This window comes from Occallatibacter gabretensis (genome assembly GCF_001449115.1).
Classification (GTDB): Bacteria; Acidobacteriota; Terriglobia; order Terriglobales; family Acidobacteriaceae; genus Telmatobacter; species Telmatobacter gabretensis.
The window spans coordinates 144503-169544 of the sequence record NZ_LAIJ01000007.1 but is presented as its reverse complement, the minus strand read 5'-3'; the positions used below and the strand labels follow the sequence as shown (position 1 = coordinate 169544).

At 58.1% G+C, this 25042-nt stretch carries 20 protein-coding genes; 6 read left to right on the top strand and 14 right to left on the bottom strand.

The features are described from left to right. Positions 1 to 21: 21 nt before the first annotated feature. From VO84_RS05575 to VO84_RS22030, 4 genes are all read right to left on the bottom strand, one after another. Entirely contained in the window at positions 22 to 1623 is a 1602-nt protein-coding gene (locus VO84_RS05575; RefSeq protein WP_058186294.1) for an ABC-F family ATP-binding cassette domain-containing protein, read from the bottom strand. Positions 1624 to 2091: 468 nt separating this feature from the next. Then, positions 2092 to 2832: a hypothetical protein gene (locus VO84_RS22415; RefSeq protein WP_157439741.1), complete on the bottom strand. Its 741-nt coding sequence runs from the start codon at positions 2830 to 2832 to the stop codon at positions 2092 to 2094. A gap of 127 nt (positions 2833 to 2959) precedes the next feature. Next, entirely contained in the window at positions 2960 to 4879 is a 1920-nt protein-coding gene (feoB, locus tag VO84_RS05565; protein ID WP_058186292.1) for a ferrous iron transporter B, read from the bottom strand. Continuing rightward, positions 4876 to 5223 carry a FeoA family protein gene (locus VO84_RS22030; protein ID WP_231737794.1) on the bottom strand — a complete coding sequence of 116 codons (348 nt, stop codon included), beginning with the start codon at positions 5221 to 5223 and terminating at the stop codon, positions 4876 to 4878. The genes feoB and VO84_RS22030 overlap by 4 nt, the downstream gene beginning before the upstream one ends. A gap of 248 nt (positions 5224 to 5471) precedes the next feature. Between VO84_RS22030 and VO84_RS05555 the strand changes: the two genes are divergently transcribed. After that, positions 5472 to 5762, top strand: a complete 291-nt coding sequence (locus tag VO84_RS05555) for a hypothetical protein (RefSeq protein ID WP_058186291.1) — start codon at positions 5472 to 5474, stop codon at positions 5760 to 5762. Between the two features lie 104 nt (positions 5763 to 5866). Beyond that, entirely contained in the window at positions 5867 to 6952 is a 1086-nt protein-coding gene (locus tag VO84_RS05550; RefSeq protein ID WP_058186290.1) for a hypothetical protein, read from the top strand. Between the two features lie 581 nt (positions 6953 to 7533). Here VO84_RS05550 and VO84_RS05545 read toward each other — a convergent pair. The 9 genes from VO84_RS05545 to VO84_RS05505 all read right to left on the bottom strand — a co-directional run bounded on the left by VO84_RS05545 (position 7534) and on the right by VO84_RS05505 (position 15912). Beyond that, a complete protein-coding gene (locus VO84_RS05545; protein ID WP_197413908.1) occupies positions 7534 to 8298 on the bottom strand; it encodes a hypothetical protein in 765 nt (254 codons plus the stop codon). 103 nt (positions 8299 to 8401) lie between these two features. Then, complete coding sequence (locus VO84_RS05540; RefSeq protein WP_058186288.1) at positions 8402 to 9088, bottom strand: lipid-binding SYLF domain-containing protein; 687 nt, start codon at positions 9086 to 9088, stop codon at positions 8402 to 8404. 180 nt (positions 9089 to 9268) lie between these two features. Then, positions 9269 to 9790 (bottom strand): GNAT family N-acetyltransferase, encoded by a 522-nt coding sequence (locus tag VO84_RS05535; RefSeq protein WP_058186287.1) that lies wholly within the window; start codon positions 9788 to 9790, stop codon positions 9269 to 9271. After that, positions 9777 to 11189 (bottom strand): argininosuccinate lyase, encoded by a 1413-nt coding sequence (gene argH / locus VO84_RS05530; RefSeq protein WP_058186286.1) that lies wholly within the window; start codon positions 11187 to 11189, stop codon positions 9777 to 9779. Before argH ends, VO84_RS05535 begins: the two co-directional genes overlap by 14 nt. A gap of 96 nt (positions 11190 to 11285) precedes the next feature. Then, positions 11286 to 12236, bottom strand: coding sequence for an ornithine carbamoyltransferase (gene argF, locus VO84_RS05525; protein ID WP_058186523.1), 951 nt, complete (start codon positions 12234 to 12236; stop codon positions 11286 to 11288). A gap of 76 nt (positions 12237 to 12312) precedes the next feature. Then, positions 12313 to 13575 (bottom strand): aspartate aminotransferase family protein, encoded by a 1263-nt coding sequence (locus VO84_RS05520; protein WP_058186285.1) that lies wholly within the window; start codon positions 13573 to 13575, stop codon positions 12313 to 12315. A gap of 12 nt (positions 13576 to 13587) precedes the next feature. Beyond that, on the bottom strand, positions 13588 to 14370 hold the full coding sequence (argB, locus tag VO84_RS05515) for an acetylglutamate kinase (RefSeq protein WP_058186284.1): 783 nt from the start codon (positions 14368 to 14370) through the stop codon (positions 13588 to 13590). A 13-nt stretch (positions 14371 to 14383) separates the two neighbouring features. Next, a complete protein-coding gene (argC, locus tag VO84_RS05510; RefSeq protein ID WP_058186283.1) occupies positions 14384 to 15451 on the bottom strand; it encodes an N-acetyl-gamma-glutamyl-phosphate reductase in 1068 nt (355 codons plus the stop codon). Next, positions 15448 to 15912 (bottom strand): arginine repressor, encoded by a 465-nt coding sequence (locus VO84_RS05505; protein WP_157439739.1) that lies wholly within the window; start codon positions 15910 to 15912, stop codon positions 15448 to 15450. Before VO84_RS05505 ends, argC begins: the two co-directional genes overlap by 4 nt. A 324-nt stretch (positions 15913 to 16236) precedes the next feature. Here VO84_RS05505 and gltB point away from each other — a divergent pair, with 324 nt between their 5' ends. Together gltB and VO84_RS05495 are read left to right on the top strand one after the other, a co-directional pair. Continuing rightward, positions 16237 to 20721, top strand: a complete 4485-nt coding sequence (gene gltB / locus VO84_RS05500) for a glutamate synthase large subunit (RefSeq protein WP_082661741.1) — start codon at positions 16237 to 16239, stop codon at positions 20719 to 20721. A 52-nt stretch (positions 20722 to 20773) separates the two neighbouring features. Further along, a complete protein-coding gene (locus VO84_RS05495) occupies positions 20774 to 22606 on the top strand; it encodes an AMP-dependent synthetase/ligase (RefSeq protein WP_231737793.1) in 1833 nt (610 codons plus the stop codon). On the opposite strand, the gene VO84_RS05490 is transcribed toward VO84_RS05495, so the two are convergent. Beyond that, complete coding sequence (locus VO84_RS05490) at positions 22539 to 23186, bottom strand: hypothetical protein (protein ID WP_197413907.1); 648 nt, start codon at positions 23184 to 23186, stop codon at positions 22539 to 22541. The genes VO84_RS05495 and VO84_RS05490 overlap by 68 nt on opposite strands. A gap of 210 nt (positions 23187 to 23396) precedes the next feature. Here VO84_RS05490 and VO84_RS05485 point away from each other — a divergent pair, with 210 nt between their 5' ends. Continuing rightward, complete coding sequence (locus tag VO84_RS05485) at positions 23397 to 24431, top strand: 6-phosphofructokinase (protein WP_058186281.1); 1035 nt, start codon at positions 23397 to 23399, stop codon at positions 24429 to 24431. A 91-nt stretch (positions 24432 to 24522) separates the two neighbouring features. Next, positions 24523 to 24993 carry a GNAT family N-acetyltransferase gene (locus VO84_RS05480; RefSeq protein ID WP_058186280.1) on the top strand — a complete coding sequence of 157 codons (471 nt, stop codon included), beginning with the start codon at positions 24523 to 24525 and terminating at the stop codon, positions 24991 to 24993. Positions 24994 to 25042: the final 49 nt, after the last annotated feature.

The following is a 25042-nucleotide window of genomic DNA, read 5'->3' as shown; positions in this document are numbered from 1 at the left end:
CGCGCCACACTATGAATGCTGTTAAGCGTGCTTGCCCTTCCACTCCTGGTAGGGGCCGCTGTAATCCTCAATCTCATGGTCGCCCTTGAAGATCCAGAGCCGCGTGGCCACTTCGTCGATCAGGTCATGGTCGTGCGTGACCAGCAGTACGGTTCCCTCGAAGCGCTGCAGTGCAACGTTGAGCGCGTTGATCGATTCGAGATCCAGATGGTTGGTCGGTTCGTCGAGGATGAGGATATTCGGCTTGGTGAGAATCAGCTTGCAGAAGATGAGTCTCGCTGCTTCGCCGCCGGAGAGTGCCTTGGTGGGCTTCTGGCCTTCTTCGCCGCTGAAGAGCATCTGGCCAAGAATGCCGCGAATCTCTTCGGTGCTGGCCTTTGGGTCGAAGCGGTGCAACCACTCAGAGACGGTGAGGCCGTGCTCGATGGTCGAGCCTACGTCCTGCGGAAAGTAGCCCACCTGCGCTTCATGGCCCCAGAAAACGGTGCCGTTATCTAGCGTAAATTCGGGATCGGAGAGGCCGGGGTAGTTGGCCAGCAGGCTCTTGAGCACCGTAGTTTTGCCCGCGCCGTTGCGGCCCATGAGGCAGACCTTTTCACCGCGCAGAACGTTGGCGGTGAAATTATCAAGCACCTTGACGTCGCTGTAAAACTTGGTGAGGCTCTTGAACTCCAGCACATGTTTGCCGCTGGGCCTGATCTGGTCGAACTTGATAAATGGGCGCTGGATATTCGACCGCGCAAGGTCGCTGGTCTGCAGGCGCTCGACTTCCTTGCGGCGGCTTGTGACCTGCGAGGAGCGCGTACCGGCAGCAAAGCGCGCAATGAACTCATTGAGCTGCGCAATCTTCTTGTCACGCTGTGCGTTTTGTTGCTCCAGCGTGGAGCGGACCTGCGTCTTCGCCATCACCATGTCGTCGTAGCCGCCGGTGTAGACGATGATCGTCTGATAATCGATGTCAGCTGTGTGCGTGGTGACACTGTTGAGGAAATGGCGGTCGTGCGAGATGGCGATCAGTGTGCCGTCGTAGCTCTGCAGAAAATCCTGCAGCCAGTGGATTGAGTCGAGATCGAGATAGTTCGTCGGTTCGTCCAGCAGCAGCGCCTGCGGTTTGCCGAAGAGCGCCTGCGCCAGCAGGATGCGAACTTTCTGGCCGCCCTGTAGCTCGCCCATCTTGCGTTCATGCAAGTCATCAGGAATGTCCAGGCCGCTGAGCAGCACCGCAGCATCCGCCTCTGCGGTGTAGCCGTCTTCGTCGCCAATAATGCCTTCGAGCTCGCCAAGCCTCATGCCGTCTTCGTCGGTCATGTCGGTCTTTTCGTAGATACGGTCACGCTCTTCAAGCGCGGACCATAAAGGAGCGTTGCCCATGATCACCGTGTCCAGCGCTCGGTAGTTGTCAAAGGCGAACTGGTCCTGCCGTAGCACGCCCAGCTTCCGCGGGCGCACCACGTTGCCCTTCTGAGCGTCGATTTCGCCGGTGAGGACCTTCATGAAAGTAGACTTGCCCGCGCCATTGGGGCCGGTGAGACCGTAGCGGCGGCCCGGGGTAAAAGTGACGGAGACTTCATCGAAGAGTATCTTCGAGCCGTAACGCATGGAGACATTGCTGACGCTGATCATTCGTTTCCTGTTGTGTTTTGGCGCACCCACACGCGGAGCATGAAGCCGCCGGGCGGAAATCGCGCTTGAGTTGAGTCGAGGCGGCAGGCGCGCAGGGTAGCGCGCGGAGAACTCGGACTCTTCTAGTTTCTCACAGGACTGGCCGGGACTCGATATGGGGAAAGGTCAGTTTGAATTTACTTTGTAACAAGACACAGCTTTAGTCGCGCTGAATGAGCCGCCTAGAAGAGGCTTAGCCCCTGCCTTCAAATTGACCCACTGCCGGCTGTTTGGTTGCGTTTGCCTGCATAATGCGACGATCTTACCTCGATTCGAACAGAGCAGACAAGGGTACTGCAGTCGTATGACGTGGCGACTGCAGCAAAGGCAAAGGCACCGGTATCAGCCGAAAATCGCAGTGATTGATCACAGGCGCAGCGATGTTGGCGGCGGCCGAGCGGATGGATTCACTCAGATGAGGCGGCTGTATTAACTAGGAGGAGGAGTTTTGGGAACAGTAAATTGGCAGGTCTGGTCAGGATAGTAGCCCCCATTGCCAGAACACACGGTATTGGTGCAACTCAAGGCATTGCTGGCATTCGAACATACTTGGCCAGCACCAGTTGCACACGAATAATAGCCGTAGACCCCATCGGGCTTAGCTTGGCTAATAACTAAATGCGCGCAACTCAGGTTTGTTCGTGCAAGGACAGCACTGGGCTTATTGGAGCATTGCAACTCTGCATCACGAGTCATCAGCTTTTGATCGTAGATCGGGCTGGTACGTGTAATAGACCAATTGGTTCCGTCAGCAAAATCTACTCGAATTACTGCAAGTTGGCTGTGGACAAATTTGGCGGCGTGATCATTTTCAAATGTGGATATATCATTTGGCGCAACACCATAATCTCGCGTCTGCGCTTGTGCACCGGGTTGAATGGCTACTCTATCAATTGGAAGCTTCAGTTCATTGCTATATGTTTCCTCGGGCCCGCATTCCTGCGGAACAGCCATAATCATGCCAAGCTGAAAATCGACGATGGCCTTACCAGATGAATTTTGTGTAGTTACTACGCTCAGAAAATCTGCTCGGGTGCCTGTTATAGAGACAACTTGTAATGGGGCTCCTGTCGAATTGACCAAGCTTGGTAGGTGTTGAGCTGATGCAAGTTGGGTGAACAACAATACCGCGGTTGCAATGAACAGTTTCCAGACAATTGGACGTTTCATTTTGGAATCCCTCCTGATTGTGTTCGGATGGGGCCCGTTATTACGTCACAATCTCGCAAAGAGAACTATATGCGTGACTACAGCGTCAACAAGAATAACATGGCTTTTGTGAATTGCGAGTAATTTTTTACCCGAAGATTGCGGTGACAACGTGATTGACCACGAACGCCGCGGCATAGGCCAACACCAGCATGTAAACAAACTGCAGTGCAGGCCATTTCCAGCTATTGGTTTCGCGCTTGACTATGGCCATGGTGGACGTGCATTGCATTGCGAAGGCGAAGAAGATCATCAGCGCCAGCGCGCCGCCCAGCGTCATGTCATGGTGCATGGCGGACTGCAGGCTGAGGGCCTGTGTACCTGGGTCGGCACCATAGAGCGTGCCCATGGTGCTCACCATTACCTCGCGGGCCAGCACGCTCGAAAGCAATCCAATGCCAACCTTCCAGTTAAAGCCCAGCGGTGCAATGACCGGCTCAATAAAGTGGCCGAGCCGTCCGATGAGGCTGTCTGCCAGTTCCGGCGCGGTAAGCACGCCCGCAGCCGTCCGCATAGCCGGCAAATGCGCAAGAACCCAGACGCCAAGGGTGACAAGCAGAATCACGCGCCCAGCCTGGTTCAGAAAAATCTTTGAGCGGTCCAGCAGGCGAAGGCCAAGTGCGCGCAGGGTAGGCATGCGGTACTGTGGCAGCTCCAGAATGAATGGTGTCTCGCTCGATTTCAGGATTGAGCTCTTGAGCAGGCGAGCCGTAGCCAGCGCAGCCAGAAAACCCGCGAGATACAAGCCCAGCATCACAAGCGTACGCAGGCTCAGCAATCCATAGACAACATACGTGTTCGGAATGAAGGCCGCAATCAGCAGCAGATACACCGGCAGCCGTGCCGAGCAGGTCATGAACGGCGTCACGAGAATCGTCGCAAAGCGGTCGCGTTTGTTCTCGATCGTGCGCGTGGACATGATGGCCGGAACCGCGCAGGCGTAGCCGGAGAGTAGCGGAATAAACGCCTTGCCGTTCAGGCCGATGGCGCGCATGACGCGATCGGCGATGAGCGCAGCGCGAGCCAGATAGCCGGTGTCTTCGAGGATGCCGATAAAGAGAAAGAGCAGCAGAATCTGCGGCAGAAAGACCAGTACGGAGCCGATGCCCTTCCATGCGCCGTCCAGGACCAGGGACTGAATCCATCCGGCAGGCAGAAACGGACGAGCCAGATCGCCAATCTTAGCCAGCAGATCGCCGAAGCCGTCCGAGAGTGGCTGGCCGAGTGAAAAGACCACTTCAAAGACAGCGATTACGACGACAAGAAACAGCAGCGGTCCCCAGATGCGGTGCAGCAGAATGTCGTCTAACCGGCGCGTGCTCGCGGCGGAGAGTGGGGCCCGGTAGCCGGTGTTGCGGCTTACCTGTGCGGCCCAGGTGTGCGTGCTGGCCGCGTTGCCCAAAACGGGCAACGAGAGCGGCCGCTGCGGCGCTTCGGCCGGACGGTCGTGCTGATTCAGAAACAGCGGTACAGAATCGATGCCAGTCCCGTGGGATGCGGAAATCTGTGCAACAGGAGCGCCCAGCTCGCGGGCCAGTTGCAGCACATCCACCGCGCCGCCACGTGACTCCATGAGGTCGCTCATGTTCAACAACACCAGGGTGGGAAGCCGCAGGGCCAATACCGGAGCCGCGAGCATTAGCTGGCGTGTCAGATGCAGCGAATCAAGAACAAGGAGAACCGCGTCCGGCCTGGGCGTGCCATTCATCCGCCCTTTCAGCACATCGACGGCTACCCTCGCGTCCTCGGAATACGGTGTAAGCGAGTAAATACCCGGCAGGTCGATCAGCGTCAGATCGGGCCGGCCCACTCCGGCCATTGAGCCCATGCGCTGCTCCACGGTTACACCGGGATAATTTGCCACCTTCTGGCGCAGGCCGGTCAGGCGATTGAAGAGCGTGGATTTACCGGCATTCGGCGGGCCAATCAGTGCGATGGTCCGCAGCACTCCTCCCGGCGGAGGAGGCGGAGGCGGAACAAAGGCCGGAGTCTCGCAACAGCTGCTCATCGAATTGCCTCAACCGGGGCAGCCTCAAGCTGAGAAGAATCAGTCTGTACGGGATCGGCTTGTGCTGCCTGCCGCGCAGATTCGAGCAGCTCCTGCTCCTGCTGACGGCTCAGCGTGCGCGGAATCTTCACTCGAATCGACCTGGCGGTTTCACGCCGCAGTGCGATTTCAAGTCCGTCCACGAGATAGACCATGGGGTCGCCAGCCGGAGCGCGCCGCAGCGCCGTCACGAGAGCGCTGGGCACAAAACCCATGTGCATTAGATGGTTCTGGACAGATTCGGGCAGATCAAGCGCCATCACGACACCGTGTTGACCAACATTTAATTCGCTCAGCACGCTCACCCGGTAAACTCCGCGTAACCTGAATCTGCGACTAGAACAGTCGGACTTCAGTATACGACCGAAACAGTCTGAGTTACAAGGACTAGCGGTCCGGTCAACTGATCCTCCGTTGCGGAGATTGCGCCGATGCTGTTTTTGAGGAAAAGGGATGAGTTTCATTGCCGGCCTCGCTGTGCCACTTCAGTCGTATCGTGTATGCACAGCGCAGAATGCGACGGATCTCACATTATCTTTGATCGGAGGACGGAATGAAGGCAGCTGAATTCAAGAAAAGCCTGCAGGGTCACGAGCCTCCGGCTGAGTTGAGCGTCCCACTAGCTGCACTCTGGTGGGACGCCAAAGGGAATTGGTCACGCGCGCACAGCCTGGTAGACGAGCTGGATACGCCGGAGGGAATGGCCATCCATGCCTACCTGCATCGTAAAGAAGGCGAGGAATGGAATGCGGACTATTGGTACCGCCGCGCCGGTCGAGCATATCGGCGACCTTCTCTCGAAGAAGAGTGGCAAGCGCTGGTGGCGGGTCTAAGCGAGCAATAGCTGGTCCCGAATTGAAATATAAGTTCAAGGCTGGCATCTAGCGTTCTACATATTACCTGCGTGACCGGAAGCTCTTCGCTTTTGCAGCCGTTGAATCCGTTGTTATGAAGCTGCGATTCCAGGTTGCATCCTTTTCTGTACTTGCAGTTCTCGCTTGCCTATCCGGATGCGCTGACGTGGTGCTGAACTCTAATCCGCCGTACTTTGCGTTGGGAGACTTTATTACCGACGGTGTTACGCTGAGCAATCCGTCGCAGCAGGCGTACCCCGCGCTTGTTTCCCGGGAAAAGAACTCACCCCTGACCAATCTGGCTATCGCGGGCGATCAGGCTTGCGACGTGCCTGCGCGGCAGATCTTTCCCAATAACGTTTCGCCTACACTGGCCTCGCACACCACATACTCCGTACTGATCGGAGCCAATGACGTGGACAACCAGGGCCAGGGCGCCTATGAGCAGGTATTTGTTCAGTGCCATCAGGCTGCTCTCTCCTGGCTGGCGCTGCCCGCAGAGGGCAAAGTGCTGGCAGGGTCGGCTGGCTTTGTCGCCGACGGACCTGGCCAGGTAGACACCACAAACGGTTGGAATGCGTGGACCACGGCGGGGCAGGGATCGACGGTGAGCTTTACTATCACCATGGCAACGGGAGGGCCGATCTATGCATGGCCGTTGATTGACGATGCCTCAACGGCGGCCTATGGGTACGCACTCGATGGAGTAGAGACCGGAACCTCCGCAGTGCAGACTAGTCCGCAAATGGCTACGAAGAACGGGACCACGCGCTCGCTGGGTTTTCTGCGTTGGCCATGGGTTTCCGCAGGAAAGCATATCGTCACGTTCATTCAGACCAGCGCCGGCACAGCCGGAATTTCCGTTGTAGGCATCGGTGCGCCGTCAGCATTGCCGGCAGGACAGCTTCCCACCGTACTGGCAGGCACGGTTCCATATCAACTGCATACCGGCCTGAACGTGGGATGCCAGGCCACGGATGCGCCCTGCCTGGCCTACAACAGCGATACTCTGGCGGATGTAAATATGTTTGCCGGAGACGGGCTGAACGTATTGCTCTTTGATACGCGCCAGTATCTGCAAGGCACCAGCGCTGAGATGAGCGATGCCCTGCATCCCAATGCAGCGGGACAGGAAAAACTGAGCGAGGCTGTGCAGGCAGCATGGCCGCGGGAGAAGTGAGTCTTTAAGGCGAATCCTGAGCCGGTGTGTCTTTTTGAGATTCAGAGACGGTTGCTGCTACGGATTTCTGCCCCCGGGAGCAACAATCCCTCGATGGGGGGCCCCAACAGGCTGTTGACTTACAGATTTACAGAATCTGTGGGCAGGAACAGGTGCGCGATGGTGCTATCTAGTTCTTTTTCATGGGTTTAACCTGCGGAGGGGCTTGCAGATTTACAGAAATACAGATTCTGTACGGGAGAAAAATCTGTATTTCTTGGTTTTTGTACCTTCGTAAGTCGTTTATATTCAATCATTTATAGGCGATTTTTTACCTAAAAAATAGTGCGAAAATGCGGTCAAAACGCGGTGAAAATCGCACTTTTGGAATTCAAATCAGGCTGAAATGCTGTTGGAAGATGAAGGCTACCTCCTCGGGATTGATGAGAAGATTTGGCCTTTTTTTCACTTCAAGATCAGTGTGGCATAGATGACGGTAATTTTGTGCAAACTATCTGGAGGGAATTTCAGTACGAAAGGACAATGTACCAAGGTAACGTGGGCTTTGAGTCCTGAGACATGGCGTTGTTGATGAAAATGCTTTAACCGAGCGGCGGCAGCTTTTCCGACAGGCCGAAGAGGAAGATGGTGCCGATGACGCAGCTATATGCTGCGCCGGTCCACGCAATAATGCGATAAAAGCGCGCATGGACGGCGCCCGCCTGAAAGGCTCCGCCAATGGAGGCTGTCATCAGCGCATTCATAGCCACCAGACCCACGGCAAACGCCGCCAGCCCGAGCATCCCGCGCGATGTGCCGCCGAGATTCGCAGTGAGAAAAAAGAGTGCCAGCTGGCTGGGAGTTTCCGCGCCGACGCCATGCAGCATACCGATGAGAAAGACCGATTTACCGGTGTACATCCATTGGAAACGTTCTGGACGCGGAGCCTCTTGATTCCAGATCCGGCGCGTGCGCCAGCCCAGCCAGCGAATGCCATTGATGGCAATGGCCAGCCGGCTTTCGATGCGGCCGTGCGCGTGGCCATGCGCGTCTTTGCGAAGAATTCCTGCCACCACGCCAATGCCAAGCACGATGAGAGTGAGGCCGATCAACCGCTCCATCCAGTGATCCAACCCATCCGGCAGGCCCATATGCAGCTGCAATACCGCAATGCCGAGCGCCGCTACGGTAAAAGCATGACCCAACGCATAGGTCACGCCCAAGCGCAAGCCGCTGCGCCAGTTACGTTGAACAGCGGTAATGTCGGAGATGGCGGCGAGGTGGTCGTAATCAAAACCGTGGCGCAGCCCCAACAGCAGGCAGGAGCCAAGCGCAGCATCAAGTTTCCAGTCACCGGGAAAAAGCATCTCGTGTGCAGTATATTGCAGCGGCAAACAAAAATCCCCGATCCGCATGCGCAGCGAACCGGGGATTGAAGGAGGAAAATTGCTAAACCAGGGACAAACGCCGTTACTTGCTAGCGGCAGCCGCCTCACGAGCGTGGTGAATGGAGTGGAGGAAAGTCGTGCCCTCCGGCGTAGGTGGTACTGTGCCGGTGAGAATGGCCTTTTCGTCGTCTGTACCGTAAACATTTTTGTTCGTATCGCCGTCGCCGCTTATGCCATTACCCTTCAGCGTAAGCCCAGCAAAGACTCCCTTGGCGCGCGAATAGGTAAGGATTTCGGCATCCATCTTCCAGTCTGTGTCCGCCGACGCATGGCGGCCCACCGGGCCCGCGGCAGCCGAGGCGTCGCCGCCGATCTGGAATTTGCTGGAGAGCCAATGATCCATGCCCTGCTGGTTCTGCACGATCATGACCAGGTCCACGCCCTCAACGCCAATCTGCAGGCCCCAGCTGCCGCCCGCAATGGTAAAGAACGCCGGCGCACTCCATCCGGTGGCTGTGCGGCAGCTTGCTACGCCACGACCGCCCTCTCCGCCAAAAATGAATCCACCTTTCACCATGTGTGGAACCACTGCAATGCACTTGGCATGATCAAGGACTTCAAGCGGGATGCCTTTATCCGGCGCCGTTGTAATTGCCGTAAGCACTTGGGCAGCATTCGCCAGCCGCTTGGTTGCATCCTCGCGTGACTCGGACCATGCAAAGGAAGTGGCGCAAAGCACTGCACTCAAAACTATCAATTGCTTCTTCATTCCATCTTCTCCTATTAATTTATGCAGCAACGGGAAACTGTACGCGCCTTTCTCGACACCTGGAACGCGCGGAAAATTGCCGCGGCGCGAGATGCGTGCACGCGGCAAAGGATGACAACTACATAGGAATAAATGACTAATTTGAGAAATTGGTTGCCCGCGATGGGGCTTGACTAAGGGTCAACCGCCAATGCGGACCAGTTGTTCGGCTTCAATACGCGGACCCAGGATCGAGACGCGTGGAATCCTCCCACGCACCATCGCGACTTCATCGCAACGGTGTAGCCGGGGACAGGTCTGGCAGTCCTTGAAGATTTTATCCGGCAGCTCGGTCTTATCCTCAACCACGCGGAAGCCGTACTTGAAAAAGAAATCCGGAATACGTGTGAAGAGACACACGGACTGGATGCCATGTTCCTCGGCCTCATCAATGAGCGCGCCAAGGATGCGACCACCTGCACCTTGCGCACGCGCCTCAGGCTTAATAACGATGGAGCGCACCTCGGAAAGATGTGGGCCATATAAATGCAACGCGCCACAGCCCAGAAAGATGCCGGAGTCTGAGACGGCCACGGTAAAGTCGCGGATGTTCTCGCAGACTTCCGCGAAAGAACGCTTGAGCAGCGTGCCATCATGCGAGAGTGAGTTCACCAGGTCGTAGACGTTTGATGCGTCATGCAGCCGGGCCTTACGCACCAGCATGAACGGCCTCCTGAGGATGCGTCAGAGCCGCAATCCGAGACTCCGTTGCATGCAATGCCTCACGCACGCGCTCGCGGGCCGTGCCGCCGATGACATCGTGGCAATCAAGAGTCGCATTCAAATCAACGGCAGGGAAGAAGTCCGCTTCAAACTCTTCGCCGAACTCTTTCAACTCTGCAAGCGACAGCGCGTTCAATTCCACGCCCTTCTCAAGCGCATAGCGAACAGTGTTGCCGATCTTTTCATGTGCTATGCGGAAGGGAACTCCCTTGTAGACGAGGTACGTGGCCGCTGCCATCGCGTTCAGATAGCCGTTCTGCGCTGCGGTTCGCATCGCATCCTGATTGAATTTAAGCGCGGCGGTAAAACGCGCCACCAGGGACAGCATCTGCGGAACAAACTCGACGGCAAAGGCCTGTTCCTGCGTTTCTTGCAAATCCTTGTTGTAAGCCAGTGGTAGTCCTTTGATCTGTAGCGTTACGGCCTCCGCTGCGCCATGAATGCGGCCGACTTTCGCGCGCAGCAACTCGGTCAGATCCGGATTCTTCTTCTGAGGCATCGCGCTGGAGCCGGTTGAAAATGCTTCCGGCAGCAAGACAAAACCAAACTCCGCCGTGGCAAAGAGTGTGATCTCTTCGGCAAAGCGGCTGGCATGCAGGCCGACAAAGGTGAGCGCAGTTAGAAACTCCAGCACAAAGTCGCGGTCGCTCGTTGCGTCCATGGAATTCGCAGTCGGAGCGGTAAAGCCAAGCTCGCGCGCGGCGATCGTGCGATCCAATGCAAGCGTTGCGCCGGCAATGGGGCCGGAGCCGAGGGGGCAGTAGTTGAGTCGCGCAGCACAGTCATGCAGCCGCGATACGTCACGCAGCAGCATCTCTGCGTAAGCCAAAAGCCAGTGCGCGATAAGCACAGGCTCGGCGCGCTGCAGATGCGTATAGCTCGGCATCACGGCGTCGCCGGACTGCTTAGCCAACTCCACAAGCGCACTGGCCCATGCGGCAAGCGATGCAATGGTGAGCTGAATTTGCTCGCGGACATAGAGCCGCAGATCGGTTGCGATTTGTTCATTGCGGCTGCGGCCCGTATGCAGCTTGAGGCCGAGCGAGCCGACACGCTCCACCAGCGACAGCTCGACAAAATGATGAATGTCCTCGGCGGTTGCGTGATCACGCACTGCAGCTTTGCCTGCGTCTGACGAATGTTCCGAGGCAATTGCATCCAGCCCCGCGCGGAGCTCCGCTCTTTCACTCTCTGTAATAATTCCAGCCGCATAAAGCGCAGAGGCATGCGCCTTGCTGGCCGCGACCTCCTGCGGAAGCAGACGCCAATCAAAGACAATCGACCGCTGCCACTGCTCGAATTCAGTATCCAGGGGCTCGCGAAAGCGGCCCGACCACATCTTCACTTCAGTCTCTCCAGTGAATCGTGCAAAGCAGATAGGGAACAATAAGTATGCGACGTGGTGCAGTGCTTTTCGCTGCCCACAGTCACTTGTTCACTGTCCGCTAAATTTGGTTACGTTCGGCAGCCCGCCCAGCAGAAGAAGTAGCAAGGCCTTCTGCGCGTGCATGCGATTCTCCGCTTGATCGAAGACAATCGACTGTGGTCCGTCGAGCACCACATCCGAAACCTCCGCATTGCGGTGTGCCGGAAGGCAGTGCATAAAGACCGCGTGCGAAGGCGCCTCCGACATCAGCGTCTCGTTCACCTGGAAGGGCCGGAAGATGGGCGCTCGTTTCGTAGACTCGTGCTCCATCCCCATGCTCACGCAGACGTCTGTGTAAATTGCATCGGCGCCTTCGACAGCGGCATGCGGGTCTTGCAGCAATTTAATCTCACAGCCGTTGACCTCGGCCAATTCGCGCGCCTTGGTCACAATCTCAATGTCCGGCGAGTAACCGCGCGGCGTAGCTACGGTGACATTTGCGCCAAGCTGTGCGCCGGTGAGCATGAGCGAGTGGCAAACGTTGTTGCCATCGCCGACGTAGGTGAGATTCAGGCCGTTAACGGTGCCGAAGTGTTCCTGCAATGTCAGAAAATCGGCAAGCGCCTGACATGGATGCTCAAAGTCAGAGAGCGCGTTGATGACCGGCACGCGCGAGTTGGCGGCCATCTCTGTGATGGTGTCATGTGCGTACGTACGCAGCACAATCACATCCACCCAGCGCTCCACGTTCTTGGCCACATCGGCGATGGATTCGCGCTCGCCCAGCGGCGAGTTGGTCTGGTCAACAAAGATCGCGTTGCCGCCCATGGTGTTGATGCCGGTTTCAAAGCTGAGCCGAGTGCGCAGGCTGGCTTTCTCAAACATCAGCACCATCTGCTTGGCATCCAGTGCATGACGGTAATCGCGTGGATTGCGCTTTACGTCATGGCCGATCTTGAGAAGCGCGCGTACTTCAGAGCTCGAAAGATCCGAGATGGAGCACAGATCCTCGCCTGCCATACGCGTGGCAGCGGCCAAAATATCGGAATCCGATGCGACGTTAATTTCAAGTTGTAAACGTTCCATGGTTGCTTTACTAGCCACGGTTCCCTCCTGCGGCCTGCGAAGCCGCTGCGCCGCTGAATGCGGCTGCGTGTTCGGTAAAGATTTCATCTAGCGCGGCAATGGTTGTATCTACGTGTGCGCGCTCCAGAATATACGGCGGAAGGAAGCGCAGCGTCGTATCGCTGGTGCAGTTGATGACGATATGCTGCTTGAGCATCTCCGCTACAGTGAGCTTGGCCAGATCGGCGGAATCGAGCTCGACTCCGATCATCAGGCCCTTGCCGCGAACCTCAACAATGCTTTCGTGCTTATTGGCCAGCGCGCGCAGCTGCTCCTGGAAGTAGTTTCCTACCTCTGTTGCGTGCGCGAGCAGGCCTTCGCTCTCGATGGTTTCAAGGACGGCAAGTGCTACGGCGCAGGCCAGCGGACCACCACCGAAGGTGGTGCCGTGCATGCCAGCGTGAATGGCGCGCGCTGCCTCTTCCGTGCAGAGAATCGCTCCGAGCGGAATGCCACCCGCGAGCGGCTTGGCCAGTGTGGTAACGTCCGGCAGGATGCCGAAATGCTGATAGCCGAACCACTTGCCGGTGCGACCCAGGCCGGCTTGAATTTCATCCGCAATCAGCAAAGCGCCGGTGGACGACGCGAGCTTACGCGCCTCCGCAAAGAACTCCTGCGTGAGCGGACGGATGCCGCCTTCACCCTGGATCGACTCGACGAGAATTGCACAGACTTCGTCTGAAAACTTCGCGTGCAGATCGGCTACGTCATTGAACTTCACAAACTCAAAGCCGGGCACGACAGGCGCGAAGGGTTCGCGGTACTTGGCCTTGTGCGTTGCGGAGACAGCTCCGAAGGTACGCCCGTGAAAGCTGCCCTCAAGCGCCAGTACCTTGGTGCCAATTGTCTTGCCTTCGCTGCGCAGCAGGCCGGCGTGCGCGCGCGCCAGCTTCAGTGCGCCTTCAATCGCCTCTGTGCCGGTGTTGGCAAAGAAGGCGCGGTCAAGGCCCGAGCGCTCGGTGAGCCGCAGAGCCAACTCTGCCTGCCCCTCGTGGTAGAAGAGGTTCGAGGTGTGAATCAGTGCGCGGCTCTGATTGATGATCGCCCGCTCGATTGCCGGGTGACCGTATCCCAGTGAATTCACGCCGATGCCGCTCAGCAGATCGAGATAACGCTCGCCGTTCTCGTCGATAATGTGCACGCCTTCGCCGCGCACAAAGAGAATCGGATTGCGGTCGTAGGTATGCAGTAGTAGTTTTGCTTCCGCAGCTTTAATTTGCTCCAGCTTAGACATTTTCAATCTCCTCTAGGCCACCATTACTTCCGTGCCGTAAGCCACGCGCGTGCTTGTCAGATCGGGAAGGGAACTGGAAGCGTCTGCGGGCAGAATGCGTACGCGCTTCACTCCGTTCAACAGCGCTTCGCGGCAGGCGCTCAGCTTGGGCAGCATGCCACCGGAGATAACGGAGTTCTTCGCCATCTCGGCAATCTGGTCAATGCTGAGCCATCGCAGTGTTTCGCCGTTGCCACCGCGCACGCCCGGCACATCGGTCAAAAAGACCAACGCATCGGCATGGCAGGCAATCGCGCATGCTGAGGCCATCTCATCGGCATTGATGTTGTAGTATTCGCCGTCAAAGCCCAGCGCCATAGACGAAAATACAGGCACTCCGCCAATCTGCCATATCGCTTCAATCAGGCGCGGATCGCTCGCCGCAATTTCGCCCACATAGCCAAGATCCGGCGAAGTGCGCTTCTTGCGCGCGCGAAAGGTCAGTCCATCGCTGCCGCAAAGCCCCACTGCGGGCTGTCCAAGCGCGCCCAGTCCGGCTACAAGCTGCTTGTTCACGCGGCCCGCAAATACCATCAACGCCACATCGCGCGTTTCGGCATCGGTCACGCGCAGGCCATTGATAAATTCGCTTTGTTTGCCCAGCGCCTTGAGCATTTTGGTCAGCTGGACGCCGCCCCCATGCACTACGGCTACCTGGTTGCCATCGCGCACCAGGTCCGCAATCGCCTTCAGCGAGCCAGCCAACAACTCCGGCGTTTCGAGTCCCGCGCCGCCGAGTTTTACGACATACTTCATTCGAGACCCTCCTCTATTCGAGTCCTTCTTGCTCACCCCAGCCGTGCATCACATTGAAATTCTGCACCGCCTGTGAGGATGCCCCTTTCAACAGATTGTCGAGACAACTCACAATCACCGCGCGACGTCCATCTGCGGAAAGCTGGAAACCAAGGTCCGCATAGCCTGTCCGCACCACATGCAGAATCTGCGGCAGCCCTTTTTCATGCAGCCGAACCATCGGACTGCCGGTGAAAAACGTCTTGTAGGTTTGCAGCACCTTATCGCGCGTCTGGGGCTGTTTAAAACGCACATAGATGGTGGACAGAATCCCGCGCGGAATCGGAAGCAGATGCGGCGTAAAAACAATTGCATCCCCTGAAATTCCAATCTGCTCCAGTAACTCGCCCGTGTGCCGATGGCTAAAGACCCCATACGCGGAGAGGTTGTCAGCCGCGTACATAAAGTGCGTTTTGGCAGTGGGCGCCTTGCCTGCCCCGCTTACGCCGCTTTTGGAGTCAGCCACAATTCCCGCTTCGAGATCCACCAGGCCGGCTGCCACGAGCGGCCTCAGCGCCAGAATCACACTCGTCGCATAGCAACCAGGATTTGCTACCAGCCGCGCACCGGCAATTTCCGCGCGATGCAGCTCCGGCATCCCGTACACAGCCTCATTCTGAATCTTGATCGCCTGCACTGAGCCTTCATCCTCGAAGGCGTAGATTGCGCGATTGGCTGCTTCAGTCAGCCGCCACGCGCCGCTCAGATCGATAACGCGTATCCCACGCGAGAGCGCTTCAGGGGCCCATTCGCGCGACAGTTCATGCGGTGTGGCGAGAAAAAGCGTCTGAACGTCGTGGTCTGACAGCAACTCCCATGAAAAGGGCTGATGCCGCAAGTTGCCGCTGCCCTTTGAGTCCACAAGCTCCGGATGAATCTCGGCGAGAGGGACCCCACCACGCTCAGCCTCGCGCTGATCGAGCCTGCCCGCAAAGATCGGAGGCGTTCCTTTCAGCCGCGGATGCCTTAGAAGCAGCCGTGCAAGCTCCGCGCCTGCATACCCTGTTATGCCCACTACAGCAGTCTGTACCGTGTTGCTCATGACTCCAACATCACCCTAAGCCGTGCTTCCACCTCCGCGGCGCGGCGCGCGTCTTTGCAAATCACCAAAACCGTATCGTCTCCGGCAATCGTGCCGGCAATCTCTGGCCATTCCTCGTAATCGAGTGCGGCAGCCACTGGCTGCGCTCCGCCCATCATTGTACGGATAACCACCTGATTCATTGCCTGAAGCGCGCGCAGGCCAAAGCTGTCAATCACTTCCTGCGCGGAGGGAGGCGTGTCCTCGTCCTTTTCCGCTGCGGCTGCGCTGGCTCCATTGCCGTTGCCGTTCGGCAGCGAGTAGCCTGCAGGCCCCTTGTAAATATGCAGCTCGTGAATGTCACGCGAGAGCGTGGCCTGCGTAACGGCAAAGCCGCGGCGGCGCAGCTTGCGGCGCAGCTCATCCTGATTCGTCACCGGAGAGCTGGCAACAACTTCGCGTATCGCATTGTGCCGCCGCATCTTCAACTTCGCCGCCTCGCCCCCGTGTAATTGGGGGCAAAAGAAATGAGCGCGGCTCCAAATGGCGCCGCGCTTGCATAAATATACAACGAAATTGTATAACTATGCAAAGAAGATTTATTGAAAATTGTTGGCGCTTTTTGCCACGCAAGCTGCGCCGATTGGCTCTTTCATTTCAGTTCTGGGTTGCCTCTCCGATCGTCTTCGGAACGACACCGGCAAAATTTCTTCTTTTGCAGCCAAAAATGTATACCCAATCGAAAAATGCGGCAAAACTTTTGTCGCGGGCCTCGAAATTTAACAATTTGAGGGCTACAGTTAGACATGGAAGTTTCTGCTCGTACTGCTTCATACCCAGCGCCTGCGCCGGAAGGCTCTTACCCCGTTCATCCCGCTCGCCATCTTGAGGGCAGCCTGGTTGATCCGCGTTTCGATTCCGATTCCTGCGGTGTGGGTTTTGTGGCCCGGCTCTCGGGCGAGCCTTCGCATCAGATTCTGGATCACGCGCTTACGGCGCTCTCGCGCCTTGAGCATCGTGGCGCAGTTGCGGCAGACGGGAAGTCGAGCGATGGCGTAGGCGTCACCACCACGGTGCCGCGTGAATGGTTGCTGAAGCAGGTGGGCCTGACTCTGGTCGAGCATAAGCCGCTGGGCGTGGCTGTGTTCTTTTTGCCGCAGGATGATGCCGCGCAACGCGCCGAAATGAGCACGGCCCTTGCCGCACAAAACCTTGACGAGCTTTTCTGGCGCTCCGTGCCGGTGCGTCCTGAGGTGTTGGGCGAGATCGCCAACTCCTCGCGGCCGGCCATCTGGCAGCTACTCATCACCACGCGAAATGCGGAAGACTTTGACCGCCGGCTCTACCTGGCGCGCAAGCAGTTTGAGCGTTCAGCTCTACCGGGTTACATCTGCAGCATCTCTTCCCGCATCATGATCTACAAAGCTCTATGCGCGGGCCGCCTGCTGAAGGAGTTTTATCCCGATCTCGCAGACCGGGAGTTCAAGACACCGATCGCACTTTTCCATCAGCGATACGCTACGAATGTGCTGCCCTCATGGGATCGCGCACAGCCTTTCCGCACGATAGCGCATAACGGTGAAATCAACACCATCTGGGGCAATCGTGCGCGTATGGAAGCTCGCGCGGCCACTCTGCCGCTCGATCTGTATCCGGTGCTGAGCGAGGGTGGCTCGGATTCGACTTCGCTGGATGAGATCGTGGAGCTGCTGGCGAACAACGGCCGAACCGTGGGCGAAGCCGCGCGCATGCTGCTGCCTCCCGCAAACCCTGCCTACAACTCCGCGTTTTTGCAGTACAGCGGTGACTGTATTGAGCCGTGGGACGGCCCCGCCGCGCTGGCCTTTACGGATGGCCGCCAAGTGGGCGCCATTCTTGACCGCAACGGTCTGCGTCCTTGTCGATTTGCCGTGGATGACACCGGCCTCGTGGTCGCTGGCTCGGAGGTGGGCCTCGTCGACATGGACCCGGAGCATATTGTGCACAGTGGCCGTCTGGGCCCTGGCCAGATGATCGTGGCCGATCTCGACTTTAACCGTTTTTTTGAGAATGATGAGATTCTCAATATCTACGATCAGAAGCGGCAATACGAAGATTTAATTCAGCAGGATGTGCCGCTCACGGACGCCGTCGGTGCGCCTGCGCCGCTTGCTGCCGCGGAGCTGAACCGGCTGCAGCGCGGCTTTGGCTATACGCGTGAAGATGTGCGGATGGTTCTGGCTCCGATGGCGACAGAGGGCAAGGATGCCGTCTGGTCTATGGGCGACGACACCGCCATTGCGCCGCTTGCCAGGGCTCCGCGCCCGCTCTACGCCTTCTTCCGCCAACGCTTCGCGCAGGTCACCAATCCGCCCATCGATCCACTGCGTGAGGCAGTGGTGCTCAAAATGCACACGCGCCTCGGGCCGTGGCCGCACATCTTTGAGTTGCGGGAGCCGTTGCCTGGCCTCAGCCTCAATTCGCCGCTGCTTACGCTGGGCCAGATGCATGCGCTCATGGAGGGCGATCATGCGCAGGCCGGTAACATGCAGCATGCCATTCTGCACTGCACCTGGACGCCTGATACCTCACTTGAAGTTGCGGTAGACATCCTCGCAGCGCGCGCGGTTGAGTTAGTGGGCGCAGGAGCCGCTCTGCTCATGCTTACCGATCGCAATGCTTCACCGGATGCGCTGCCTATTCCTATGGCGTTAGCCACGGGTGCTGTGCATCATGCGCTCATTCGCGCCGGTGTGCGCGCTGAGGTTGGCCTGGCTGTCGAAGCCGGCGATTGCCGCGAGATTCATCATCTTGCTGTGTTGCTGGGCATGGGCGCGGGTGCGGTTTGTCCATGGCTGGCACTGGAAACAGCACGCGATCTTGACGCTGAAAAGGGCGAGACGAACCTGATTCACGCAATGGAGCTTGGCCTTGCCAAGGTCATGTCGAAGATGGGCATCAGCGTAGTGGACAGCTATCGCGGCGCTCATCTCTTTGATGCGATCGGTCTCGCGCAGCACATCGTCGATAAATGCTTCCCTGGCGTTCCCGCGCCTATTGGCGGCATCGGGTTTGAGCAGATCGAGTCTCATGTGCGCCAGTTCTGGTCCGCATCCGACAGCGCTGATGAGCCTTCTGAGGCCGATGCTGCTGTTGTGGCCGCGGCGCAGGTGACCACTCAAACCAAGGATCTGCCCGACTACGGCTTCATTCGCTTCCGCAAAGCTGAGGGCGCTGAGTTGCACCAGTGGCAGCCGCAGATTGTGCGCGCACTACAGACTGTTGTCGGTTCCACCAAGCAAGGCGCGGCCCTGGCGCTCACGCCGTTTGCATCCTTTGCTGCGCAAGCCACGGAGACCGAGCCGCAGAATCTTCGCGATCTGCTTGAAATCCGTCCCGCAGGCCCTGAGGTTGCCGTCGAGTCCGTCGAATCCGCGGGCAATATCACGCGCAAGTTCATCGCCTCGGCCATGTCTTTTGGCTCGCTCTCACCAGAGGCGCACCAGACCATTACGGAAGCGATGAACCTGCTCGGCGGGCGCTCCAATACCGGCGAAGGCGGAGAAGATCCCGCCGTTTATTCTCCGATCAACGGTGCGCCCTCACTGCTCAATAACAAGATCAAGCAAGTAGCCAGTGCGCGGTTCGGCGTTACGGCCGAATACCTGGCCCACGCCGAAGAGCTTGAGATTAAAGTCGCGCAGGGTGCAAAACCGGGCGAAGGCGGCCAGCTTCCCGGCCACAAGGTCACGGAGTTGATCGCACGCCTGCGTCACGCGCAGCCGGGAATGCAGCTCATCTCTCCACCGCCGCACCACGATATTTACTCGATCGAAGACCTCGCACAGCTCATCTGGGATTTGAAGCGGGTGAATCCGCGCGCTGCTGTGGGCGTCAAGCTCGTCTCCGGCTGCGGCGTGGGCACTATTGCTGCCGGCGTGGCCAAGGCATACGCCGATTACATTGTCATCGCCGGCAACTCCGGCGGAACCGGCGCTTCGCCGCTTTCAAGCATCAAGTATGCCGGCAATCCCTGGGAACTTGGCCTGGCCGAAGCACAGCAGGTGCTGGTGCACAATGGGCTGCGTGGCCGCGTCCGACTGCGGACGGACGGCGGTCTTCGCACGGCGCGCGATATTGTTATGGCTGCACTGCTCGGCGCGGATGAGTATGCCTTTGGCACCGCAGTTCTTGTCGCGCTTGGCTGCGATATGGCGCGCCAATGCCATCTCAATACGTGTCCCACGGGCATTGCCACACAGCGTCCCGAGCTGCGCGCCAAGTTCCGCGGCAAGCCGGAGCACGTGGTCCGTTTCTTCGACGAGCTGGCCGCGGAAGTCCGCCAACTTCTTGGCAAGCTGGGTCTTTCTTCCCTCTCTGAAGCCACGGGCCGCGCCGATCTCCTGGAACAGGTTCGGTGGGATTCAGATCTCGACCTCAAGCCGATGTTGAAGTCTGTGACTATCGCCGAGAAGACAGGCGGCGCCATCCGCTGGGAGGGCCGCCGTAACGACCGCCCCGAGCCGCACATCCCCATCGATAACGCATGGGTCGAGCCGGCACTCGAAGCCTTCAAGTTGAACAAGCCCTTCCGTCTTGTAACGCGCGTCACCAATGAAGACCGCACGCTGGGTGCGCGGCTTTCCGGTGAACTGGCGCTCTTTAAAACGCAGAATCCGGCAGCTACCGGCTCAAAGCTTGTTTTCAAGATGCACGGCGTTGCCGGCCAGTCTTTCGGGGCTTTTGCGGGCTCCGGCATGACGCTGGAACTCGACGGTCTTGCCAATGATTTCGTTGGCAAGGGCCTCAGCGGCGGCGAGCTGATTCTGCGTGCCGTGGGGCGTGCCGCGGAGGATTCCGCTGCTCATACGCTGCTGGGCAACGTGGCGCTCTATGGCGCCACCGGCGGATGGCTCTTTGCTGCAGGTCGTGCAGGCGAGCGCTTTGGTGTCCGCAACTCCGGCGCGCTGGCCATTGTGGAAGGCATAGGCGATCACGGGTGCGAGTACATGACCGGCGGCCTTGCTGTTGTCCTGGGCGAAACCGGCATCAACTTCGGTGCGGGCATGACCGGAGGTCTCGCCTGGATTTATGACGAGGAGGGCGACTTCCTCAACAAGGGCCGTTACCATAACTCTTTTCTGCAGCCGGAAACATGGGATGACCTCGATCACGCCGCGCGCAAATCCATATACGAACTGGTGGAACTGCACGCCGCTAAAACGCAGAGCCGCCGCGCACGGTGGCTGCTGGCCAACTGGGAAGTCGAGTCTCAGCGCTTTGTGCGCCTTACGCCTAAGCCGCAGGCGTGACACTGCTAGACGACAAACAGGCACGGGGCTGATACACTCACGGTGGTTCGGAGTGCATCAGCTTCCGCCGATCCAGTTTGCGCCCATGACATCAGCTCTTACCAGCACTATCAATGACCTCTTCTTTCGCGTCGCGAATGCCGCCAATCCGCGCGCCGTTCTCTGGCAGGATCACGCAGGCCAATGGCAGCCGCTTTCATCCGATCAGATTTATCAGCGGGTGCGCGCTGTCGGCTCCAGGTTGCTTGAATGGGGCGTGAAAAAAGGCGACCGCGTTGCGCTTATTTCGGAAAACCGCTGGGAGTGGGCAGTTACAGACTTCGCCATTCTCGCCGTCGGAGCGGCAGATGTGCCCGTCTATCCCACGCTTACCGGTGAGCAGATCGCCGTGCTGCTCACGGATGCAGACTGCCGCATTGCATTTGTCTCTACGCGCGCGCAGTTTGACAAGATTAATGCTGTAAGGAGTCAGACACCGCTTGAACGCATCGTGATGATGGATGCGGACGCACTCGAAGACGCGATTCCATACAGTGATCTCATCGAAGGTGCGGATGCGGTCGGCTCGAAACACGATCCGGTCTTTGATGCTCTCGCGCACTCTGCCGACCCGAAAGACCTGGCCACGCTCATCTATACGTCAGGAACCACCGGCGAGCCGAAGGGTGTGATGCTCACGCACGGTAACGTCGCATCCAACCAGTGCCATTGCGTTGGCGGTTACGAAATTTCTCCCAGCGACACCTGCATCTCCTTTCTGCCTCTCTCGCACATTACGGCGCGCGCACTGGATTACGCCATGTACAACGCCGGAGCGCAGGTGGCTTACTGCGCGCAGTTCGACAAGCTCCCCCAGGCCATGAAGGAGATTCGCCCAACCTTTTTCGTGGGCGTCCCGCGCGTGTATGAAAAGATCCGCCAGGCTGTAGAACATAAGTCCGCAGCCAGCCCCATACGCAAGCGTTTGCTCGCTCTCGCGCTCAAGATCGGCGCGGGGCAAAGCGATGAAGTCTACCGTGGCCACATGCCCTCTGCATTGGGTTGGAAGCTTGCCAATAAGCTCGTCTACAGCAAGGTGCAGGAGGCATTCGGCGGGCGCGTGCGCTACTTCGTCTCAGGCGGTGCACCGCTCGGCGTAGATACCGCTCGCTGGTTTGCATCGGCAGGCATCGCTGTATGGGAGGGTTACGGGCTCACGGAAACATCGCCTGTCATCGCGCTCAACAATCCCACCGCGCAGCGCATGGGCTCGGTTGGTCCGTTACAGCCCAACATTGAAATCCAGTTTGCATCGGACGGCGAGCTGCTCGTCCGCGGCCCCATCGTCTTTCAGGGCTACTGGAAGAAGCCGCAGGCCAACGCCGAGTGCTTCAGCGGCGAGGGTTGGTTTCATACAGGCGACATCGGCCACCGGGATGCCGACGGATTTCTCTACATTACCGACCGCAAGAAGGAATTGCTCAAAACCTCCGGCGGCAAGCTCGTGGCTCCCCAACCGATTGAGAACAAGCTCAAGACGAATGTCCTTATTGGGAATGCGGCACTGATCGGCGACAAGCACAAATTCATCTCCGTGCTTATTTCGCCTAACTTTACGGCGCTTGATGAGTGGGCGCGCCAGCAGGGAATCACCTTCGCAAGCCACGCCGAGCTGGTTGCCGACAGCCGTGTGCATGAGCTTTACCGCGGCATCGTTCATAACATTAACGCGGATCTTGCCAACTTCGAATCGCTGAAGCGCTTCCGGCTCGTACCCGAGGAGTGGACACAAGAGACCGGCGAGCTGACTCCATCGATGAAGCTGAAGCGCCGCGTAATTACGGAACGTTATGCCTCGATTGTCGCCGAGATCTACGCGGACGAAGCAACCTCGCGCGCCGAATAGGAGAAATCAAGCCGCGGCCAAAGGCTCCTCGCTTTGTCCACATGTGATGCAAGCCGCGAAAGAACGGCGCGCCCCACATGCTCACGGCCAGCAGTCCGCCAAACAGGATCACGGCGTCAATGCTGACGCGTCCCTGGCGCGTCCAATAGGTATTCGGATCCAGATTCAGCCATAGCGCAAACTCATCCAGCGTCAGCGCTGCGCCCGCTCCATAACTTACGCACATCAGCCTGCTCAGAAAAATAGAGGTCGGTGAGTGCGAGCGGCCTACATCGAGCAGCCATCCGTAACCGACCAGAAGCAAAATCAGGATTCCCCATACCAGATGATGGATGTGCACTCCGCGCACCATCACCCAGTCAAAGGGGCCGCGATCACGCACAACCATGTCTACAATGAAGCGAACGCCTACAAACGTAATCAGGAACGAGACCGAAGACAGGAACATCCGCCGCCGCGGACGGTCGGGAATCGTGGCGCGGATCAGATAGCCCAGCCGCGTCAATTGCAGCAGCACCAGAAGCACCGCAACGACGAAAGTGGCAAAGGCTAGTAAAAGCAGTGCTCCGGTTCCGGGCATGATTTATTGGAACATCTCAGTGTGTGAATTCCGAATGAAAAGCGAATTGTTCCTCATTGTAAAGGCGTGCCCGTCATGATTTTCTCTTGACTCTCCCGGAGTACACTGTACATGGCGTCGAGTTGGCCGCATGCTCTTACAGTGGCCCAGAAATCGAAGCGCCCTGCGGGCCCTGCGCCCCAAAAGATTCCTCACTAGGAGAGCTTTTCGATGCGTGTAGCTTTGTTGACCGGCGGCGGAGACTGCCCTGGCTTGAATGCCGTGATTTATGCAGCCGTGAAGAAGGGAATTAACCATTACGGCGACGAATTTATTGGCTTTCTCAACGGCTGGAAGGGCGTTCTTGAAAACCAATGGATTCCGCTGACGCTGGAAAGCACAGACGGCATTCAGCTCAAAGGCGGCACCATCCTTCACTCCTCGCGCACGAATGTGAAGAAGATCCCCGGCGGCATCGAAAAGGTCCAGGAAGTTCTTAAAGAAAACAAGATTGATGCGCTCATCGCGCTCGGCGGCGACGATACGCAGTCTGTCACGCTCTTCCTTGCCGAGAACGGGATCAGCGCGGTCGGCGTGCCCAAGACTATCGATAACGACATCAACGGCACTGACGCGACATTCGGCTACGATACCGCTGTTTCGATTGCCACAGAAGCCGTGGATCGCATTCACACCACGGCCGACTCACACAACCGCGTCATCGTGGTGGAAGTGATGGGGCGCGACGCAGGCTGGATCGCCATGGCCTCAGGCATTGCTGGTGGCGCGCATGTCGTTCTCGTGCCAGAGAAGCCCGTTGATCTCGATCACGTCTGCGCGCTGCTCAAGTACAACTACGACCACGGCAAGCATTACGGTGTCGTGGTTGTCGCTGAAGGCTGCCACCTGCCGGAAAGCGGCCAGATTCTCGGCTCCGGCAAGGTCGATTCCTTCGGCCACGCGCAGCTCTCCGGCGTGGGAGAGGCGCTCGCCAAGCTCATCGAAGAAAAGACCGGCTTTGAGACCCGCAGCGTGAACCTGGGCCATACCCAGCGCGGCGGTGTGCCAACGGCATACGATCGTCTGCTCGGCCAGCGTTATGGCCTGCACGCTATCGACATGGTGCATGAAGGCAAGTGGGGCCGCATCGCCGTTCTCAAAGGCACGGACATCACAGACATCACCATCAAGGAAGCTATCTCCACCAACCGTCGCCTTGACCAGCGTTTCTTCGATGTGATCGCCGGCCTCGAAGCCAAGGTCTAGCGTAGTACGCTCTGTCCGATACGAAAAGCCATCCCCTCCGGGATGGCTTTTTATTCGCATTCGCACCGTGAATTCATGTCAGGATGAATCCGTGCAATACCGCCTCTACCATCCCGCCGACTTCGAGCAACTTTACGCCATAGAAGAGGCGTGCTTCGACTCCGTCCTACGCTTTGACCGTCACTATATGAAGCAGCTCACCGAGCGAGCCTCAAGCGTCACCTGGACGGCGGAATGGGCCACTGAAGAAAGCACCCGGCTAGCCGGCTTCGCTATTGTCGAGTGGACACGGATGCTGCGCGGCATCGTGGCTTATATCCAAACCATCGAGGTCGATCCCGCCTTCCGCCGCCGCGGCGTGGCCAGCGAGCTTCTCCGTCTCACCGAAGATTCAGCCCGTCAGGCCCACGCCACCCACATCTGGCTGCACGTGGATGAAACCAACGCGGCCGCCATTGCCCTCTACTGTGCCTGCGGTTACCGACGTCACGGCCATCACCCGCACTACTATCAAAACGGCCATGGTGCAGAGATCTATGCCAAGCCGCTCGGTAAGGGATAGCGGGGCGGATGTAACCCGCAGCCCCGCTTCATCCCACATCTACGGCATT

What these genes read in the sequence shown, in the direction of transcription:
- VO84_RS05575 (WP_058186294.1), bottom strand. Translation starts at nt 1,623, where the DNA reads ATGATCAGCGTCAGCAATGTCTCCATGCGTTACGGCTCGAAGATACTC.
- VO84_RS22415 (WP_157439741.1), bottom strand. Translation starts at nt 2,832, where the DNA reads ATGAAACGTCCAATTGTCTGGAAACTGTTCATTGCAACCGCGGTATTG.
- feoB (WP_058186292.1), bottom strand. Translation starts at nt 4,879, where the DNA reads ATGAGCAGCTGTTGCGAGACTCCGGCCTTTGTTCCGCCTCCGCCTCCT.
- VO84_RS05555 (WP_058186291.1), top strand. Translation starts at nt 5,472, where the DNA reads ATGAAGGCAGCTGAATTCAAGAAAAGCCTGCAGGGTCACGAGCCTCCG.
- VO84_RS05550 (WP_058186290.1), top strand. Translation starts at nt 5,867, where the DNA reads ATGAAGCTGCGATTCCAGGTTGCATCCTTTTCTGTACTTGCAGTTCTC.
- VO84_RS05545 (WP_197413908.1), bottom strand. Translation starts at nt 8,298, where the DNA reads ATGCTTTTTCCCGGTGACTGGAAACTTGATGCTGCGCTTGGCTCCTGC.
- VO84_RS05540 (WP_058186288.1), bottom strand. Translation starts at nt 9,088, where the DNA reads ATGAAGAAGCAATTGATAGTTTTGAGTGCAGTGCTTTGCGCCACTTCC.
- VO84_RS05535 (WP_058186287.1), bottom strand. Translation starts at nt 9,790, where the DNA reads ATGCTGGTGCGTAAGGCCCGGCTGCATGACGCATCAAACGTCTACGAC.
- argH (WP_058186286.1), bottom strand. Translation starts at nt 11,189, where the DNA reads ATGTGGTCGGGCCGCTTTCGCGAGCCCCTGGATACTGAATTCGAGCAG.
- argF (WP_058186523.1), bottom strand. Translation starts at nt 12,236, where the DNA reads ATGGCAGGCGAGGATCTGTGCTCCATCTCGGATCTTTCGAGCTCTGAA.
- VO84_RS05520 (WP_058186285.1), bottom strand. Translation starts at nt 13,575, where the DNA reads ATGTCTAAGCTGGAGCAAATTAAAGCTGCGGAAGCAAAACTACTACTG.
- argB (WP_058186284.1), bottom strand. Translation starts at nt 14,370, where the DNA reads ATGAAGTATGTCGTAAAACTCGGCGGCGCGGGACTCGAAACGCCGGAG.
- argC (WP_058186283.1), bottom strand. Translation starts at nt 15,451, where the DNA reads ATGAGCAACACGGTACAGACTGCTGTAGTGGGCATAACAGGGTATGCA.
- VO84_RS05505 (WP_157439739.1), bottom strand. Translation starts at nt 15,912, where the DNA reads ATGCGGCGGCACAATGCGATACGCGAAGTTGTTGCCAGCTCTCCGGTG.
- gltB (WP_082661741.1), top strand. Translation starts at nt 16,237, where the DNA reads ATGGAAGTTTCTGCTCGTACTGCTTCATACCCAGCGCCTGCGCCGGAA.
- VO84_RS05490 (WP_197413907.1), bottom strand. Translation starts at nt 23,186, where the DNA reads ATGCCCGGAACCGGAGCACTGCTTTTACTAGCCTTTGCCACTTTCGTC.
- VO84_RS05485 (WP_058186281.1), top strand. Translation starts at nt 23,397, where the DNA reads ATGCGTGTAGCTTTGTTGACCGGCGGCGGAGACTGCCCTGGCTTGAAT.